Annotated in this window: 13 protein-coding genes; 3 read left to right on the top strand and 10 right to left on the bottom strand. The window is 37.4% G+C overall.

Features of this window, described 5'->3' with window-relative positions:
• Positions 1 to 420: 420 nt before the first annotated feature.
• The 3 genes from AAC073_RS14810 to AAC073_RS14820 all read right to left on the bottom strand — a co-directional run bounded on the left by AAC073_RS14810 (position 421) and on the right by AAC073_RS14820 (position 3052).
• Positions 421 to 1044, bottom strand: a complete 624-nt coding sequence (locus AAC073_RS14810; protein WP_339924563.1) for a hypothetical protein — start codon at positions 1042 to 1044, stop codon at positions 421 to 423.
• Positions 1045 to 1132: 88 nt separating this feature from the next.
• Positions 1133 to 1711 carry a Crp/Fnr family transcriptional regulator gene (locus AAC073_RS14815; RefSeq protein WP_339924564.1) on the bottom strand — a complete coding sequence of 193 codons (579 nt, stop codon included), beginning with the start codon at positions 1709 to 1711 and terminating at the stop codon, positions 1133 to 1135.
• Positions 1712 to 1885: 174 nt separating this feature from the next.
• Positions 1886 to 3052 (bottom strand): GDSL-type esterase/lipase family protein, encoded by a 1167-nt coding sequence (locus tag AAC073_RS14820; RefSeq protein ID WP_339924565.1) that lies wholly within the window; start codon positions 3050 to 3052, stop codon positions 1886 to 1888.
• A gap of 373 nt (positions 3053 to 3425) precedes the next feature.
• Between AAC073_RS14820 and rapA the strand changes: the two genes are divergently transcribed.
• Together rapA and AAC073_RS14830 are read left to right on the top strand one after the other, a co-directional pair.
• The gene (gene rapA, locus AAC073_RS14825; RefSeq protein ID WP_339924566.1) at positions 3426 to 6260 is read left to right on the top strand and encodes an RNA polymerase-associated protein RapA; all 2835 of its coding nucleotides are present in this window, start codon (positions 3426 to 3428) and stop codon (positions 6258 to 6260) included.
• A gap of 53 nt (positions 6261 to 6313) precedes the next feature.
• Entirely contained in the window at positions 6314 to 7318 is a 1005-nt protein-coding gene (locus AAC073_RS14830) for a DHH family phosphoesterase (protein WP_339924567.1), read from the top strand.
• Between the two features lie 54 nt (positions 7319 to 7372).
• Here the strand turns inward: AAC073_RS14830 and AAC073_RS14835 are convergent, their stop codons facing one another.
• From AAC073_RS14835 to AAC073_RS14845, 3 genes are all read right to left on the bottom strand, one after another.
• The gene (locus AAC073_RS14835) at positions 7373 to 8326 is read right to left on the bottom strand and encodes a calcium/sodium antiporter (RefSeq protein ID WP_339924568.1); all 954 of its coding nucleotides are present in this window, start codon (positions 8324 to 8326) and stop codon (positions 7373 to 7375) included.
• 183 nt (positions 8327 to 8509) lie between these two features.
• A complete protein-coding gene (locus AAC073_RS14840; protein ID WP_339924569.1) occupies positions 8510 to 9907 on the bottom strand; it encodes a TIGR00366 family protein in 1398 nt (465 codons plus the stop codon).
• A gap of 448 nt (positions 9908 to 10355) precedes the next feature.
• The gene (locus AAC073_RS14845) at positions 10356 to 10859 is read right to left on the bottom strand and encodes a hypothetical protein (protein WP_339924570.1); all 504 of its coding nucleotides are present in this window, start codon (positions 10857 to 10859) and stop codon (positions 10356 to 10358) included.
• A 557-nt stretch (positions 10860 to 11416) separates the two neighbouring features.
• Between AAC073_RS14845 and sulP the strand changes: the two genes are divergently transcribed.
• Entirely contained in the window at positions 11417 to 13156 is a 1740-nt protein-coding gene (gene sulP, locus AAC073_RS14850) for a sulfate permease (RefSeq protein ID WP_339924571.1), read from the top strand.
• A 294-nt stretch (positions 13157 to 13450) separates the two neighbouring features.
• On the opposite strand, the gene AAC073_RS14855 is transcribed toward sulP, so the two are convergent.
• From AAC073_RS14855 to fabF, 4 genes are all read right to left on the bottom strand, one after another.
• Complete coding sequence (locus AAC073_RS14855) at positions 13451 to 13867, bottom strand: response regulator (RefSeq protein ID WP_339924572.1); 417 nt, start codon at positions 13865 to 13867, stop codon at positions 13451 to 13453.
• 491 nt (positions 13868 to 14358) lie between these two features.
• Positions 14359 to 15459 (bottom strand): HAMP domain-containing sensor histidine kinase, encoded by a 1101-nt coding sequence (locus tag AAC073_RS14860; RefSeq protein ID WP_339924573.1) that lies wholly within the window; start codon positions 15457 to 15459, stop codon positions 14359 to 14361.
• Between the two features lie 84 nt (positions 15460 to 15543).
• Positions 15544 to 16629, bottom strand: coding sequence for a glycoside hydrolase family 43 protein (locus AAC073_RS14865; protein ID WP_339924574.1), 1086 nt, complete (start codon positions 16627 to 16629; stop codon positions 15544 to 15546).
• A 444-nt stretch (positions 16630 to 17073) separates the two neighbouring features.
• Positions 17074 to 18315 carry a beta-ketoacyl-ACP synthase II gene (gene fabF, locus AAC073_RS14870; RefSeq protein ID WP_339924575.1) on the bottom strand — a complete coding sequence of 414 codons (1242 nt, stop codon included), beginning with the start codon at positions 18313 to 18315 and terminating at the stop codon, positions 17074 to 17076.
• Between the last annotated feature and the right edge of the window lie 20 nt (positions 18316 to 18335).

Here is an 18335-nt window from a genome sequence, read left to right on the forward strand (position 1 = left end):
CGGTGATTTCATCCATTTTCAATCTTTTCCTTAATATATTCTTTGCCAAGGATCCGGACTAATTCTTCATAATGCTCCGTAGGTGTTGCCTGATTCGCTATCAATTGATAAAACTATTCTTATGAACGTATATACAAAATAATTGACACTAGGTCAAGTGGTTTTGAATTTGCATTAAATATCGTGTGCTATATACCTGAAATAGGTGATTATTTGGCTATTTCTATATCCTTAGATCTATCAATTTATTTTCTCTTTAACCCTATTATGGAAGTAAATGACTGGAATTAGAGATTTCCGGCCTTAATTTTTGATGCTTTCGGAAGGGTGCTAGGTATAGAAATTGGCACTATTTCTCCCATAATCAAATAGAACGGTATGGTAATGGATGAAATAAATGCCATTTGTTAATTCTTCTTTTTAAAAGTTATATCCAAAATGAAGTCCTGGTTCACCAATTAATAATTTCGACCATTTGTCATCAAGTTCTTTGAATGAATCTGGCATTCTAGTGTGATAGGGCCTGTGGGTAATAGCTAAGGAGGGCTCAATAAAGAATTTGTCATTGAATAACTTAAAGTGGTATCCAAGCCGGTAGGTGTTAAAGATTTGAAAGCCATTTTTTATTTTCTTGTTTTCTTCATCCTTAAAAGTTTGGAAGGCATTCATTACGTGGATTCCTGTGTACAAGCCTTTCCACCAAAAATGTTGATAAGCCAAAGCAATTCCAAACTCCCTTATATAACCGGGAAACTTTTCATCGGGTGCTTCAAAAGAATCTCCATAAGGAATGCCAAGTGACCAAGCATATTTCCAGGTTTTCAACTCTAAGGATAGCGCGTCTTTGGGCCCTATTCGATATCCCAAGTTCAACTGGGCAAAATCTGGTGAGTTGTCGTCGGGAATTAAATTGCTTAGCACGAAGAAAGTGCTTCCAATGAAGAACTTGCTGTGGGTACTGTCATTTTTTGCATACTGTGCTTTGAGTTGCAAAGGGCTTACAAATAGTATAGCCAAAACAATTACTAAGATCCATTTTTGCATAATTTTAATTTTTGAAGTTAAAAGATATTGCAAAGTTGCATGGACTGGAACCTAAAAAACGTTCACTTAAGTTAAGAAATTAAAAGTTTTATTTTTTAGTTTTAATGAGCCTTGCCTTTAGCCGGCTTAATGATTGTGGGGCAATTCCTAAAAAACTTGCCAATTGATGTTGGGGAATTCTTTGAATCAAATCAGGTCTTGTGGCCATTAAATTTTCGTATCTCTTCGAAGGAGACGAGTTCTTAAACTCGTCAAGAGAGGACTGACTTTTTACTAGCAAATCTTCTGAGACGATACGACATAAGGTTTCAAATCTTGGGAATTTAGCAAAAACTTCCTCGTCTAGCTTAGAGGACGAAGCGGAAATTATCGAATCTTCACTGCAGGCAAGATAATAGGCCGAGGGTTTGTTATTGATAGCACATTCAGGCACTTCACCCTGAAATTCTGTGTAAAAATTTGTCGTTTTTTCTTCTCCGTCAATGATGTAAAATTTCCTTATACAACCTTTGATTACAAAGTACCCTAAATTTGATTTTTCTCCTTCACTCAAAAGCACTGTTCCTTTTTTTACCTCCTTGAATAAATTCAAATCAAGGATAACTTTCTTTTCATCTTCAGTCAAAGGCATGTATTTAGAGATATAATCAAAAAGAAATTGGTGCATGCGTTGTTTTTAAGTTGATATAAATATTAATTGGAAAAACGATTAATTTCATTTCTCTGCGTTATTAATTTTACCAATTTAATTGCTTTTAAATTAACTAAAAAATATATTTAATTTTAGAGAATAAAGGTTGTTTTAGCGCAAGCCCATTTTTAGGTATTTGGTTTGTTCTAATTAAAAAGTCATGGCTTCAAAGGCTTGAGCATACAACCAATGGCCAAAGTCATTCGGGTGGTTGATATTGTTACCTAAAAGGGAGGATTGGTCTTTTCTTTCCAATACTTTCATCCAGGTACTGTATACATCCACATATGCACAATTGGCTTCCAATGCTGCCTCTTTAGCTGCCTGAGCAAATTTTTCCATGGAATGGCTTCCATAATGCCATTCATCATTTGGAGGAAATGTAGAATAAATAATCACTTCAGCCTTCTTTTCTTCCCGCACCATTTCCACCAGCTGTATTAGGTTTTGTTTGTACTGTTCAGGGCTGTTGCTGCCTATATTGTGATCGTTCATTCCCCACCCTAACAATACAAGGTCAGGTGTGGTTTTACCTATGTAAGTACTCCACCATTTTATTCCTTGAGAAGAGGTATAACCTGATATTGAAGTGTCTTCAATTTTCAAATTGGCATTAGGGAATTTACTTCTTAAGTAATCTCCATATAAATATTGAAACCTTAATTCATTAGAAGAGGCCTCACCTCCAGCGGTAATGCTATTGCCATAGGAAACGATAGTAACAGGTGTGCCCTCAACTAATTTTTCTCGGAATTTCGATAAGAATTTACTTTGGTCATTTGGTTGAGCAAAGCTTGCGCCGTTTTTGGTTACATAGTCTACCCAAACAAAAAATGGATGGTTAGTGTAATCTGGGAATTTCCTATGATCGAAGTCCTTTAGTCCATAAAGAACATGGGTGGCATAATCAGGGATGTTGGAATTTTCTGTTCTTCTGATTTCACCTGTGTTGTAATCGACCGTATAATCAACCCCTTCTTCATAAACCACGCTTTCTTCATTGAACCGTTGGTATTTACTTCGAACGATTACACTATTTGAAATCAAGGAATCAAAAGACAATTTTCCGGGATTTGTAGCAGCAAGCACAAGGCTTTCCCCTTGAATGTCCATTCTTATTCCATGGGAAACCTCAGAAACTGGGTTTTTATCTGCTGTTTTGTAAAGGGCGTTTATTTCGGTTCCATTCCCACCCGCTGGTCCATAAAGATTGAACGAGAGCGATTCATATCCAATTTTATTTACAAAGTATACCGCAGCTATTAGGAATACGAGATTTAATAAAATTGAAATTGGGAATAAAATTTTATTTTTCATTGTCTTTAAATTAAGGCTGATAAATGTTATTAACTACAGCCATTGCTAATTAATCTAAAACTATAAAAACAGAAGCCTAGTTAATAATTTTTTTCTAAATCAGTTTTGGCATTTTAAGCTATAAAAAAAAACAAATATAAATGGAAAAGATCCCTTAAAAGTTCAGCGCTTTACATTGCCATTCAATTGACTGCCATGAGCGGTATGGAATTCAGGGAAAAGCTTAATAACCGTTAAACTTATTTAAAGTGTACTCTTAGAGAAATAAAAACCATCAGTTCGTGGCGGCGGGGCTAAAAATTGAAGAACTTGCATTTTTTTAAGGAAATGCCCTTTTGGGAGGGTAATAGTAATAGGTAAATTAATTGAGAATATGGTGGATTTCTATCCAGATCAAAGATGGGCAAGTGAAGGTGAGCCTGAGTTGGGTGTAGGTATAATTATTGAAGCAAATAAAAGTCGAGTTAAAGTGCATTTTCCGGTAGCTGGAGAAACGCGCCAATATGCCTTAACCAATACCCCATTGCGAAGAGTTGTGTTTAAACCGGGGGATACGGTTGTGGATACCAATAAGAACTCATTTGTTATTGAGCGGGTACAGGACAATGGAGAACTTATTGTCTATATAGGAAAGCAAGGAACCTTATCAGAAGCAGATTTGGGAGAGGTATCCGTGTCACATGGGGTAAACGATCGACTTTTGATCGGAGATGTAGAGACACCTGATGTATTTGCATTAAGACGCAATACCCTGGCCTATGACCATATGCGTAGAATTTCGCCTATTAATGGGTTTGTTGGTGGCCGGATAGATCTAATTCCACATCAGCTGTACATCGCACATGAGGTAAGTTCTCGATATGCACCACGCGTTTTGCTATCCGATCAGGTAGGACTTGGTAAAACGATAGAAGCATGTTTGATCATGCATCGTTTGTTGTTGAGTGGGCAAGTTTCTCGGATATTAATATTGGTCCCTGATTCATTAATTCATCAGTGGTTCGTTGAAATGCTAAGGCGTTTCAATTTATGGTTTCACATTTTTGATGAGGAGAGATGTGCTTCCTTGGATGAAAGTGCGCCTGAGGGAAACCCTTTCCTGGATGATCAATTGATCATTTGTAGCACCTCATTCCTCTCGGGTTCTAAGAAGAGAGCACAACAAGCGATTTCTGCAGATTGGGACATGCTGGTGGTAGATGAAGCACATCATTTGGCCTGGTCCTTAGAAAAGGTAAGTCCGGAATATGCGATTGTTGAAATGTTAAGTAAAGTAGCAAAAGGCCTGTTGCTATTGACCGCAACACCAGAGCAATTGGGCGTGGAAAGTCATTTTGCTCGATTAAGGTTATTGGACCCAGAACGGTATGCTGACTACCATAAATTCATTAACGAATCACAAGACCATTCAGCCATTGCCAATATTGTTGAAGCTTTGTCTTTAGGGAAAACTTTAAAGGCCAAGGAAAAAAAATTACTGGTCACGTTAATAGGAGAGCAAAGAATAGCCAAGCTTGAGGAAAAAGGAGCTGTAGGTAAAAATCAATTGATTGAAGATTTATTGGACCAGCATGGTCCAGGTCGAGTGGTGTTTAGGAATACACGCGCGGCAATGAGTGGTTTTCCTAAACGAAAAGCACACTTAATTCCATTAACAGGAGAAGAGAAGCATGAAGAATGGATAAAACGCCTTGCCAAAGAATACGCCATTGACAAAGAATCAGAGATCGAAGCGCCTTTAAAGCAACAGTTTTGGTTTACAAAGGACCCACGTGTTAGTTGGTTGGTTGGTTTGTTGGATCAATTAAATCCAGAAAAAATCGTTTTGATCTGTAGAAGTAAAGCAAAAGTATTGGCTTTAGAAAAGGCTTTGCAAAAGCTCAGCAGTGCTAAAGTAGGGGTGTTTCATGAAGACCTTACCATAGTGCAGCGGGATAGAAATGCCGCTTGGTTTGCTGAACCAGATGGAGCACAAATATTATTGTGCGCTGAGATTGGTAGCGAAGGCCGTAATTTTCAATTTGCGCATCATTTGGTGTTATTCGATTTACCTGTGCATCCTGAGCTTTTAGAGCAGCGGATAGGTCGTTTGGATCGGATAGGGCAGACGGAGGCTATTCAAATCCATGTGCCTTACTTGAAAGGTAGCCCGCAAGAGGTTTTGGTGCGTTGGTTTCATGAAGGCTTAAATGCTTTTGAAGAAAACATAGAAGGGGGAAATCAGATTGGCCAATTGTTTAGCGATCGCTTAATTGAAACAACATTGGCCGTTTCATCAGCTACTTCTGCTGCCAATTTAGCGGCTTTAATTACCGATACAGCAACCTATCAAAAGCAGCTAAAGGAGACATTGGCCAAAGGACGTGACAGGTTGCTAGAAATGAATTCGTTCAGACCAAAGGTTGCTGCTTCATTGGTAGAAGCGATAAAGGCTGCTGATCAGGATTTAGGACTCGAAATTTATATGACCAAAGTATTTGAACACTTTGGTATTGAAATGGAAGATTTGGCGCCGCACACCTATTTGCTACACCCATCAAGAGCAAACGTGGCTGCTTTCCCGTCAATTCCGGATCAAGGAATATCTATAACCTTCGATCGGAAACGTGCTTTAAGCAGAGAAGACGTAAGCTTCATTAGTTGGGATCATCCTATGGTGACTGGGGCCATCGATATGGTACTTAGTTTAGGTACTGGAGCTGCTAGCTTTGGTGTACTAAGAGGCACAGAGGACAATGGGATATTGTTAGAGGTGATTTTCGTGCTCGAAACAGCAGGTAGAGAAGGGGTTTTTGTTGATCGATTCTTGCCCAATACCCCCATTCGTGTGGTAGTAGACCATGCGAGTGAAGAGGTAACTGAAGACTATCCGGCAGACTTGTTTTACAAGCAATTGATACCTGGAAAAGTAAACGAACTGATCGAAAATGAGATGTTCGTGGATGAAATTCTTCCAGAAATGATTAAAACGGCTATCGAGATAGCTGAACAATTGAAAAAGAAGGAAATAGAAATTGGCCTAAGTGCTATGAACCAAACGATGGATCATGAAATTGGACGTTTAGCATCACTGTATAAGCGCAACAAGTCAATTCGACCCGATGAGATTCGCACTGCCTTGGAACATAAAAATGAACTAACTATTCTGATAGGAGAGGCCCGTATTCGAATGGATTCCCTTCAATTAATTCGAGAAGGAGACAGGTAGTTGGTTGCATAATTGAAGAAATGAATATTTAATTAAGAAATAATAGTAATAGAATGAATGTTTACCAACAAATAGTAGCTGAGATTAAAGCAGCCTCAAACATAATAATTACCTCACATAAATCTCCAGATGGCGACTCAGTTGGAAGCTCCCTGGGCCTGCTACATTTCATTGAAAAGCTTGGTAAAACAGCTACTATTTGTCATCCAGATCCTGCGCCGGGTTTTTTGAATTGGTTAGATACTTCAGGTTTTCTATTGATGACAGATCAGTCTGCAGCTGTAGCTACTGCTTTCACGGCTGCTGACCTGGTGTTTTGTTTGGACTACAATGGTACAAACCGTGTTGGGTATGATATGCAAGTTTTGCTAGAGGCGGTAACTTGTAAAACCATAATGATTGACCATCATCTAAACCCAGAGGACTTTCCTACAATTACAGTTTCTGAAACGAGTGCTTCATCCACTTCAGAGTTGATTGTAGATTTAATCGAACAATCCGGCAATGGGGATTTACTTGACCCAAAAATTGGTACGCCTTTGTACCTGGGAATATTGACAGATACGGGGAATTTTCGATTCCCTTCCACTAAGCCACATACCCATGAGCTATTGGCTAAGTTGCTAGCTGCCGGTGTAGCACATCACCTGGTTCATGAGATGTTAAGTGATAACAACACTGCAAGTCGTTTACGGTTGCAAGGCTATGCTATGTGTGAGAAGATGGAGATATTAGAAGACTATATGGTGGCCATTATTTCTTTATCAAAAGAAGAATTGGCAAAATACAATTACCAAAAAGGGGACACTGATAGCTTGGCAAATCAGGCCTTGTCAATTAAAGGAATGAAGGCGGCAATAGTGTTCACTGAAAGAGATGGCATTATGAAGATCTCATTCCGTTCAAAAGGGGAGGAGAATCCCGTAAATATAATGGCGGCAGAGAATTTTAATGGCGGTGGACATGCAAATGCTTCAGGAGGTATGAGTGAACTATCCGTGGCTGAAACCTTGACTAAAATAAAGGATTTGGTTCCAAAGTATTTTTCGGTAAAGTAAACCTTTGTTATTTTTAATTAGCAAATGCCTTTACTGACAGTAGATTTCGTCCTTTTACAATTCTTTAGAGATTAAATAGGAGGTATAAATTAAATAAAATACGACCAAAAGTAAGGCTTCCCATCTGTCCAATTTTTTCCTTTTGCCCGTAACCATGGCCATTATAAGAAAAGCAGTGCCTCCGATGAGTAAAGCGAAATCCTGATTGAATATTTGATTATAAGAGATGGGCTTTATTAATGAACTAATACCAAGAATAAGAAGTACGTTAAAAATGTTTGAGCCTATTACATTGCCAATTGCAATGTCACTATTTTTTTTAAGGGCCGCTACTATGGAGGTAATCAATTCTGGCAGGGAAGTGCCTGCAGCAATTATTGTTAATCCAATTATTTTTTGACTTACCCCTAAATCCGTAGCAATACCTATACTATTATCCACTACTAGTTTACCGCCGATAATGAGTCCGATAAAACCCACTATTATCAGACTCCAAATCTTTGAATTGGATCTGTGACTATAGGGAAGGACTTCCCCTTTTTCTGTTTTCATTTGTTTAAATACATAGTACAGAAAAAATACAAAGAATAAGAGTAAAATGATCCCGTCAAGTCTGGATATTTCAGTGTTTTGATGGATGAAAAAATCATTAGCAAGTCCAAAGAAAACGATGGTGACAATTAAGGAAATAGGAATTTCTCTCCAAGCTGTGGAAGATTGGACAGTTATGGGATAAATGAGTCCAGCTATGCCCAAAATGATAAATAAATTAAAAATATTGCTGCCAATTATATTGGCTAAAACAATGTCCGAAAGTCCGTCCATGGAAGCTACAGCATTGACGACTAACTCAGGTGCTGAGGTCCCAAAAGCTACGATTGTTAGACCAATTACTAAATCAGGGATATGGTACTTTTTTGCTAAGGCTGATGCACCATCCACAAGCCAATTGGCTCCAAAAATTAACCCCAAAAACCCAATAACAATTAATAGAAAGGAAATAACCATATCATTTAAAATTTATCCTTATAGCTTTTAGTAAAGTTTTTGTTGGAATGCTGCTTTTTAATTTGCCTTTTTTGAAACAAATATAGTCCAAACAATTGGCCAGTTACTACCAATAATAATCATGCCCAAAGCGGTCATTACCTATCTAAGAAAGGGAATATTTTTCATGTTTTAAAAGCAAAGTTAAAGTGGCCACAAGACGACCAATAAAGATTGTAAAATGAACAATATAATGAATGGAATGACCATATATCCCATTACATCTCTTGCTTGTATATTGACTCCATTTCCCATGATTGGCAGGACAACCAATAAATAGAACGGTTGTAATAAATTGCTTAGACTTTCACCATAAGCCACTGACAAGGATGCCCTGGAAATCATAGCTGTTATTTCATTTTCAGGCAATCCTGCACCAAGCTCTTTGATGGCATTAATAATACTTGGCCCAATGACAGCAAATTCGCCTCCTGCAGATGGAATGGCAAAATTGACTATTGCGCCGGTTAAATAGGCATAAAATGGATAGGACTCCAATGTTGCTACTTCAGCCATCAATTGCCCGAGTTGATCTCCCAAACCTGTATACATCATGATTCCCATAATGCCTGCATAAAAGGGGTATTGAAATAGAATTCCTGAGACATTGCTACTGGAACGCTTCATGGCAATGGCATAACGTGAAGGCGTTTGGTGCAAAGCCATTCCTACAATTAGGAAAATAAAAATCATGATGTTAAAATTCAAATCAAAACCTCGGGTACTGAAATGAAATACAATATAGGTAAGTCCCATAATGAAAATAATCATTTGAAGGAGGATACTATTGTTCAATTTATCTGATAAGGCGGTAAAAGGTAAATGTAATTCTGAAGCCTCTTCTTTAATTGTCTTTTGGTCAGAAATGCCATTAGAAAGTGTCAAATCGCTCAATTCTTTATTCTTAAAATGTTTTGGCCGCAATAGGAACATTAGCAGTGAGCCGCCAATCACTATTAAGCCCATCATTGCAATATTTAGTGAGGATTGTAAAGTATAGGTAGTTGGTATAACAGCGGATAAGAGGCCAGTTTCAATCATGAAATTGTTGTCAGAATTGAGGAGTAAGGGGATGGAGCTGGAAAATCCTAAAACCCAACTGTTAAATGAAAAGTAAGCGCATGCAATTAAAAAAGGGTAATTAATACCTTTCACTCGCAAAGCCAACTCTCTTGCTAAAACGCAGGTGATTACCACCCAACCAAAGCTTATCATGGATAAAAGCATACCTATAAATACCACCACAAAATAGACTTGTGCTGGCGTTTTAATATAAGTAGAGAGGGCGCCTATTCCACGTTTTACCAGAGGAGACAAGGCAATGCTAAAGCCTGTGATGATGATTAACACAATTTGCATTGAAAACCCCAATAAGTCAAAAAATCCCATATACCAAAATTTTATTATTTCCATCGGGCTTACTTCCAACCAGGCAATAGCAACAATTCCTGTGATTAAGGTTAAAATAATAGCGAAGACAAAAGAATTAGGTAAGTATTTAAGAAATATGTGGATGAATTTTTCTCCTAATTTTTCTAACATGTTGTGGTTTGTTAGTAATGCCCAGTATTTTGGTTTAAAGCCATGGCTCGTAGGGCATTGGTTTGGGTTTATTTTAAGTCACATGTTGAATATAGGTTAAAAAGTCGATCGTTACAATGCGTAAAAAGTAGGAGATGACCATTTTATGGTCTTAACTGGGTAGTTGTTAATTAAAAGACCATTGTTCTGAATCAAAGGCGCTATCAATGCAACCCTATTTTATAGCGTATTTTAAAACCTTTGGGATCAATTGTCTTTTTCGAAGGATCAGCAAATAGTAAACTTTTATGGCAATTCGGTAGCCAAATTATTAAGGGGGGTATCCACTACCTGGTGTATAGAAGGCCAAAATGCAGCTCTTGCGTTTGGAAAGGAATGAGGTAATCTTACTGTTTTACCCTTTGTTTTCTTCTGGTCAAGCAAAGGGGCAATTATAAATTTGATTACATTAGAAGAAAGAGACATCAAAATTTTTCATCACAAGATTGTCAAGTTCCTCAATGTCCGATAGTAATTCCTGTTGGCTTTGGGATATTGACAAATCAGCAATTTTATTTCGTAACAACCTATTCAATTCGACCATTTTAAAATAAAAGGATTGCGATTGTAGTTTGATGTTACTTAAAGCCAATTTTTCCTCTATGGCGACCTTTTTTATTTTCACTACCTTGACCATTTCTACAGCAGAATCAAATTCTAATTCTTTTTGGTCGACGGATTTTAAAAGTCCGCATTCAAAACTGGCACATTGACTAGGTCTCTTGGAGTAAACAGTACAAGCATCACAAAATTTCTTACAAGGTTGCAGGAAAAAGCCATTGCCTTTTTCATCCTCTATTTCCATAAATGCTTTCACTCTGGGCACTTCTTCAGGATCTAGTTGCACAAAGCCAATTAAGGTGCCATCGCAACAGATTCCGCAGGACAAACAAATATTTGATGAATCACTCATGTTTTCAGAATTTAACCGCTTTTCAGTTTATGCTTTATTTGGAGCTTTAATAAGTACTTAAGGCCCAATTTAGGTCTTATGACGGCTTTAAAAGCAATATTTTAACCGTCTAAACCCGCTGACTAAAAGCCAAAAACCGTGAATATAGGTTTAATTTTAGCTTTGGTTTAATTCATTGTGCGTGTCCAGAGGGTAAATATAGGTCAAATAATTGATGGTTCCGACAGAGGAAAAGCTTGTGCTGATTATAAAAGCATGTTTTTGCAGGGTACTTATGGATAGAAAAAGTACTTTTTAAAGGATGAACTATTAAAGGTTGCAATAAGGAATGAATGTACTTGTTTCTGTTTCTAAGGACGCAAAAAGGTGCTCATGGTAAGTATAAGGTTTTTGCCTAATGCTAAAGGTTTGGAGTACAAAGTTATTGGGCTTTTTAAGAATTATTAAATTTTGCCTTCATAACAGCTGCATTTAGCCGCTGGTAGATTATCAGCTTTGTGACCATTGTTACTGTAAGGAGTCTTTGAATACGGTACTTTTGATTTCAAATTATAACCATGTTAAAAGATTATTTACCCATACTTCATTGGCTTCCGAGCTATAAAAAAACCTATCTCTCAGGAGATGTAGGAGCTGGATTAACTGTAGGGATTATGCTGATTCCCCAAGGGATGGCCTATGCAATGATTGCAGGGCTGCCTCCTGTTTTTGGGCTTTACGCCTCCTTGATTCCACAGGTAATCTATGCGATTATGGGTACCTCCAGACAGCTAGCCGTAGGACCTGTTGCCATGGATTCATTATTGGTAGCTTCTGGGTTGGGAGCTCTGGCCCTTACAGGTATGGATGAATACATTGCAATGGCGATCTTTCTGGCTTTATTTATGGGCGTTATCCAATTGGGATTGGGGCTGCTTCGCATGGGGTTTTTAGTTAATTTCTTATCTAAGCCGGTTATAAGTGGGTTCACTTCCGCCGCCGCTATTATTATAGCCCTGAGCCAGCTAAAGCATCTTTTGGGTACTACTATTGAAAGCAGTAGTCAAATACATATTTTGTTGGGAAATGCATTTTCAACCGTTTCTGACACCAATTTGATCACTTTTGGAATTGGTATATTTGCAATCCTTCTCATTAAAGCGATTAAGAGGTTCAACAGTCGAATTCCTGCTGCCTTGGTGGTGGTGGTTCTTGGTGTCTTGGGTATCTATATTTTTGGCTTAAACGATCAGGGAGTAAAAATAGTAGGTGAGGTGCCTAGTGGGTTACCGTCCTTTCAAGTGCCTACCATTGCTTATTCCAGAATTTCTGAGTTACTACCAATAGGGCTGACTTTAGCCCTAATCGCGTTTATGGAAGCGATCTCCGTAGCCAAAGCCATAGAGGAAAAGCACTCTTATTACAAAGTGGATTCCAACCAGGAGCTAATCGCTCTAGGTACATCTAATATTTTAGGATCGCTATTTCAATCCTACCCAACTACCGGAGGTTTTTCAAGAACAGCAGTCAATGACCAGGCTGGCGCAAAAACAGGTGTTGCACCTATGATAAGTGCTCTTGTAGTGGGCCTTACATTATTGTTTTTAACCCCTTTGTTCTATTATCTTCCTAATGCGGTTTTAGCTGCCATTATTATGGTAGCTGTCTTTGGCCTGATAGATTATAAATACCCTATTGAACTTTTCAGAAATCGAAGAGATGAGTTTTTTCTATTAATTGCCACTTTTATGATCACCTTAACCGTCGGTATCAAGGAAGGAATTTTACTTGGTGTTTTGATTTCGTTGCTGTTACTTGTATACAGAACTTCAAGGCCACATATTGCTGTGTTAGGGCGAATACGAAATACCGACTACTTCAAAAATGTTGGTCGTTTTCCTGAAGACACAGAAACCTTTAAAGATTTTTTGATCATTCGCTTTGATGCGCAGCTCTTTTTTGGGAACAAAGATTATTTCAAAAATCAATTGCAAATTCAACTTGACAATAAGGGAGAAGCAGTAAAATTCATTATTTTAAATGCGGAAGCCATCAATTATATTGACAGTAGTGCTGTACACATGCTACGACAAACTATTGCCGAATTGAAGCGAAAAGGAATTAAATTGGTTATTGCAGGAGCGATCGGTCCTACACGTGATATCTTCTATAGCAGTGGGCTTATTGAGGATATAGGTAAAAATAATTTTTTCGTAAAGACAAATGAGGCCTTTGAACATTGTATGCCCTTCAGTAGCAAAAGCGCCATTGAAGAAAAAATTTCTCTACAATCAAAAAAACACCACCACATAACCTAATTCGAGGTAGGTATAACACTTGATCGACCAGAAAATTGGGTTTCTTTAAACCCAGATTATGCAATTGAATTCCTAAAGCTTGTCCTGTATTTATGAAAGGTGAATTCAGTACCTAATAGTTTGTCTATTGCCTATTCTGGGATAAAGAGAAAGATCGCCTTAAAGGTTCGTATGAGGGAAATACCTTGAACTAAATTGAAAAAAACAAATGGCTTTAGTTAATCCTGTTTGGGTTTCGCTGAAGGTAACATCACTAGATCCTGATTATAGAAAGAATATTTATTAAATATTTTTCTAATAATTTACAACAACGTATTCTTCAACAATATCCTCAATCATTTTAGCAGTCAATGGCTTATTTCGATATCCACTGATTGAGGTAAAACTTTTGGCTCTATTTACATCATCAGGGTTTAAAGAAGTCGTTAGCATAATAAAAATAATATCTTCACGATTGTCATGTTTCAATTTTTCGTATTCCTCCAAAAATTCCCATCCGTTCATAATAGGCATGTTAATATCCAAAAAAATAACATTGGGTTGGGTGGAGGATTCTCCTTGTTTAGATCGGAGATATTCTAAAGCCTCAAGACCATTTTCGGCAATGACTACATTATCCGAACAAGCTGATCTTTTAATTGTAAAATTATTGACAAAATTAGTGGCCTTATCGTCGTCAACAAGAAGGATGGAATTTAGTTTTAATGTCATGTTCAAAAGTTTTTAGGTGAAAAAACCATTAAGTATTGTTCATTTAAAATCTATCAAATATAAGATAAAAAAAAATGACCTAGTCGATGAATATATCAAAAAATTTGAAATTTCTAAATAAAAAAAATATCATGTGATTTTTTACGGAATAAAATATTGAAATGAGGGTCTTTTATATAGGTTTGAAATCAGGTCATAAGCAATTATTAGCACTTAGAATACTGAAAATTGGTCTTTCAAACACAAATGCTATTTTTTATTTTAGTAGGTGATCTTAGTAAAGTGACGAGAATTTTATGTCATTTTTTTTTGCGTCATTAAAACACTTATTAGGCATAATTGGACGAAACATGTTTTTTAATTCTTGTGGAGTTTTAGGCTTCCCTATAATTTGCTTAAATTAATAGGGGGCTATAATTCTCCCAGAATCAAAACGGCATTTTTTAATAGTTTGTGATGTTGTGGTACTGTAGATGGTATTTCTTTATGGTCTATGATACCTGGCTTTCAGAGCTTTTATTTGGCACTTTAACAATAAAGGTAGATCCTTTGCCTAATTCAGAATGTATTTTTATTGATCCTTCAAGATTGTTGACAAATCTTTGGACCATATGCAAGCCTAAACCTACTCCTTCACTAGATTTTTTGTTTACCTGATAATTGCGCCTCATAATTTTTGCAATATCCTCTTTCTTAATCCCTATCCCATTGTCTTCAACCTTCAAAACAGCCTCGTAAGCATTCGAAGCAAAGCTAAATAATATAATTTTTTCAAGTTTTTGGTTATCTGAGTATTTTATAGCGTTGCTTATTAAATTTGATAAGATGGAGCGAAACTCAATTTCATTGGTATGGAATTCCCCATTTTGCTGAATGTCTACCTTAAAATCAATGGAATTTGATTGTAACAGTTGTTCAATCGTATCCTGATAACTTGAAACTACCTGCGCTACATTTACAGATTGTAATTCCTCCATCGTAGTTATATGCTTCAAGGTTTCTTTAACAAAAGACCTTAAATTGGAACTACCCTTTTCTATTAATCCCAAATATTCCTTTAGACTTTCTATATCCTTTTCTGATTTTGTTAGATTAATTAAGCCCATGATAGAAGCCAAAGGATTCTGGATATCATGAACGATATTGTATAAGGTAGTATTGAGACGTTCATTTATAATATGTGACCTATTGTAATTTTTTTCAACTTCTAATTCTGAATTTTTTCGGTTGGTAATATTGATATGCGCCAATAAGGTTAATTGAGGATTTTCTAAAACCTGGGTAACTCTTAAAATAAACCATCTATTTTCATTAGGAGAATGGCAGGGGTATTCTAATTCAAATTTTTCAAGTTTCCTATCCATTACTTGTTGAATACCCTGTCTGGCATCTTTGGCCATTTTTTTTTCTTCGCCTTTAACCGCCTCGCAAGTAGATAAATAATTACTGCTGACCCCTGTGCAAGCATCATCGCCCATATTTTCCACAGAAAAATTACGCCAGGCCTTATTAGTGAAAATAATTTCGCCAGAAACGTTTATAATAGCCATTGAATCTACTATCGAATCTAATATTTCAAAGTTGTCTAACATACTTTTCTGTCATATGATTAAAAAACCATGCCACCCATTCATTGTTGGAGTAGCAGAAAGGTTTAAAGGAGTAGTAATCGACGTTTAGAAGTTTTCTTTTAGCACCTTTTTTTTCACTCCTTCATTCGTCATTTTAACGGGATTGATAAAACCATTCTCATCAAAAGTCATTTCATCAATACAAGTTTCACGGTGATTACCATTAGTAGTACCCAAGGGGCGACGGTGGTAAACAATATAGTATTCATCCGTGTCTGGTATGTTTATTACAGAGTGATGACCTGCACCGGTGGCAATTTTTGGGTCTTGCTGTAGGACTTTACCAATTCGCTCAAATGGACCAAAAGGGGAATCCCCTATAGCATAGGCAACACTGTAATCTGGGCCTCCCCAACTCCCTTCTGACCACATAAAGTAATATTTATCATTTCGTTTGAACACAAAAGGCCCTTCCACATATTTGTCAGGAGTTACTTCTTTATATGTTTCTCCATCCTCAAAAGGTACTAAATCCAGTAAATCATCACCTAGTTGGACAATATTACAATGTCTCCAACCCCCGTAATACATATAATGCTTTCCATCATCGTCTTTAAAAACAAATTGGTCTATGGGTTGTGCTCCATTGTGAAATGAATTGATCAAGGGTTTTCCCAGGGCATCTACAAAAGGCCCTTCCGGGCTATCTGCTATTGCTACTCCAATTCCTCCCATCTCTTCGTTGCTCTGAATATCGTTGGCACCAAAAAATAAATAGTACTTATCATTGGCCTTAATGATTGAAGGAGCCCAAATGGAATAGGCTGCCCATGAAACGTCCTTAATGTCAAGCACGCGGGAATGTTTTTCCCAATTCACTAGGTCTTTTGAAGAAAAAGCATCTAGAAAAGTTTGCTTCAGGTATTGTGGATTAATTGTGTTCTTCTGCAGTTCCAGTTGCTGTTTAGTTAGATCTGTAGAATTATCAATAGCTCCATAATCATCTGAAAATGTAGGGTAAATCCAAAATTCATCATCAAATATTATTCCTTCAGGGTCAGCATACCAACCAGGAAAAACAGGGTTTCCAGAATAGATTGCTTCTTTTTCTTTTAATTCCTCTTTCTTTTGTGGCTTACAAGAGGAAAGGCTGGATGCTATTACTAATAATGATAAAATAGGGTATTTCATTGGGTTCATTCTTTTATGCTCGATTTGCCAGACTTTTTTGTGGGGTAGGTTGCCAACTAGGTGTTGGTTGAAAAGGTATTTATGTTTGGGCGGTTAATATAAGTTAAAAATTTGATCGTTCCAATGGGGCAAATACCTCTATTAACTACCTATTGTACGCCTATACCGAAAGGTTAATTGTTAAAATAATAGCTTTATTGATATAGGAAGCATCTGCTTTATAGCTGTTGAGTATTCTTTAATCCATCAAAATGGAAAGTTTGAGAATAGCAATCCGTCTCATGCTTTATTAACTTTTTCAATGATTTGTTTAGGGCTTTTTGTGATGGTATACGAAGCCAAAGCGACTGGGTTAAGGCACTATTTAGTTCCTTAACCCAGTTGGATAGATTGCTTCAGGTCACCTGAAACAGGACACTAATTGATAATTTTATTGTCAAAAATTTAGATACGTTTGAATAGGGTTGTTGCATTATGGCCACCAAAACCAAAGGTGTTGCTCATGGCAATTTTCACATCTCCTTCAACCGCATCTTTTAACACGATAGGCATCGACTGGGGAATCTCTGGATCGATTTCTTCGGTGTTTATGGTTGGAGGAATGATGTTGTTTTGGATTGCTTTAATGGATAAAATAGCTTCAATAGCTCCAGCTGCTCCCATTAAATGACCAGTCATTGATTTTGTAGCACTGATTTTAAGGTTTTTGAAATTGCTTTTAAATATTTTGTCTACCGCTTTCATTTCACTTATGTCCCCCACGGGCGTTGAAGTAGCGTGCGCATTCAAATAATTAATTTCTTCCGGGTTAAGCTCGGCTTCATCCATTGCCAATTCCATCGCCTTTATAGCACCTATTCCTTCCGGGTGTGTTGCGGAGATATGGTAAGCATCATCAGTCATTCCAGCGCCAACTATCTCTGCATAAATCTTTGCACCTCGCTTTTTGGCATGTTCATATTCTTCCAGAATCAGTGCTCCAGCCCCTTCTCCCATTACAAAACCATCCCGTTGCACATCAAAAGGGCGGGATGCCTGTTGGGGGTTTTCATTTTGAGTAGACAATGCTTTCATGGCACTGAATCCTCCTACAGAAGATTCCGTAATCGGCGCTTCTGAACCACCGGTAACCATTATTTTGGCCTTGTTCAAGCGAATATAATTGAAAGCATCCATAATCGCTGAGTTTGAAGAGGCACAGGCAGAAACAGCTGTATAGTTGATCCCCATCAATCCAAATTTCATGGCGATCATTCCAGAAGCCATATTCACTAGTAATTTTGGTATGAAAAATGGGTTGAAACGAGGGTTTTTACCATTCTCAGCATAATTGATGACCTCATCTTCGAAAGTTTGCATACCGCCCTGTCCTGAGCCCCAAATTACCCCTACGTCAAAAGGAGAGAGCTTTTGTATATCAAATCCGCTATCTTCTATGGCCTCGGCAGCCGAATAAAGTGCGTACTGTGTAAATCGATCGCCTCTTTTTATCTCGTTGCGGTTAAGGTGCAATTCAGGGCTAAATCCCTTTAATTCACTGGCAAAGGTTGTTTTGAATAGCGAAGAGTCAAACTTGGTGATTCTTGAGACGCCACTTTTACCATTGATGGCATTTTGCCAAAATTCGTCTACTGAGTTTCCAATAGGAGTCAAAGCTCCTAGTCCTGTTATTACGACTCTTTTCATAGGTTATATTTCTTATTGAA

The organism is uncultured Cyclobacterium sp. (genome assembly GCF_963977555.1).
Lineage (GTDB): Bacteria > Bacteroidota > Bacteroidia > Cytophagales > Cyclobacteriaceae > Cyclobacterium.

Bases quoted from the DNA above. Each gene is read 5' to 3' on its own strand.
- AAC073_RS14840 (WP_339924569.1), bottom strand. From the start codon at position 9,907: ATGTTAGAAAAATTAGGAGAAAAATTCATCCACATATTTCTTAAATAC.
- AAC073_RS14835 (WP_339924568.1), bottom strand. From the start codon at position 8,326: ATGGTTATTTCCTTTCTATTAATTGTTATTGGGTTTTTGGGGTTAATT.
- AAC073_RS14815 (WP_339924564.1), bottom strand. From the start codon at position 1,711: ATGCACCAATTTCTTTTTGATTATATCTCTAAATACATGCCTTTGACT.
- AAC073_RS14810 (WP_339924563.1), bottom strand. From the start codon at position 1,044: ATGCAAAAATGGATCTTAGTAATTGTTTTGGCTATACTATTTGTAAGC.
- rapA (WP_339924566.1), top strand. From the start codon at position 3,426: ATGGTGGATTTCTATCCAGATCAAAGATGGGCAAGTGAAGGTGAGCCT.
- fabF (WP_339924575.1), bottom strand. From the start codon at position 18,315: ATGAAAAGAGTCGTAATAACAGGACTAGGAGCTTTGACTCCTATTGGA.
- sulP (WP_339924571.1), top strand. From the start codon at position 11,417: ATGTTAAAAGATTATTTACCCATACTTCATTGGCTTCCGAGCTATAAA.
- AAC073_RS14865 (WP_339924574.1), bottom strand. From the start codon at position 16,629: ATGAAATACCCTATTTTATCATTATTAGTAATAGCATCCAGCCTTTCC.
- AAC073_RS14820 (WP_339924565.1), bottom strand. From the start codon at position 3,052: ATGAAAAATAAAATTTTATTCCCAATTTCAATTTTATTAAATCTCGTA.
- AAC073_RS14830 (WP_339924567.1), top strand. From the start codon at position 6,314: ATGAATGTTTACCAACAAATAGTAGCTGAGATTAAAGCAGCCTCAAAC.
- AAC073_RS14860 (WP_339924573.1), bottom strand. From the start codon at position 15,459: ATGTTAGACAACTTTGAAATATTAGATTCGATAGTAGATTCAATGGCT.
- AAC073_RS14845 (WP_339924570.1), bottom strand. From the start codon at position 10,859: ATGAGTGATTCATCAAATATTTGTTTGTCCTGCGGAATCTGTTGCGAT.
- AAC073_RS14855 (WP_339924572.1), bottom strand. From the start codon at position 13,867: ATGACATTAAAACTAAATTCCATCCTTCTTGTTGACGACGATAAGGCC.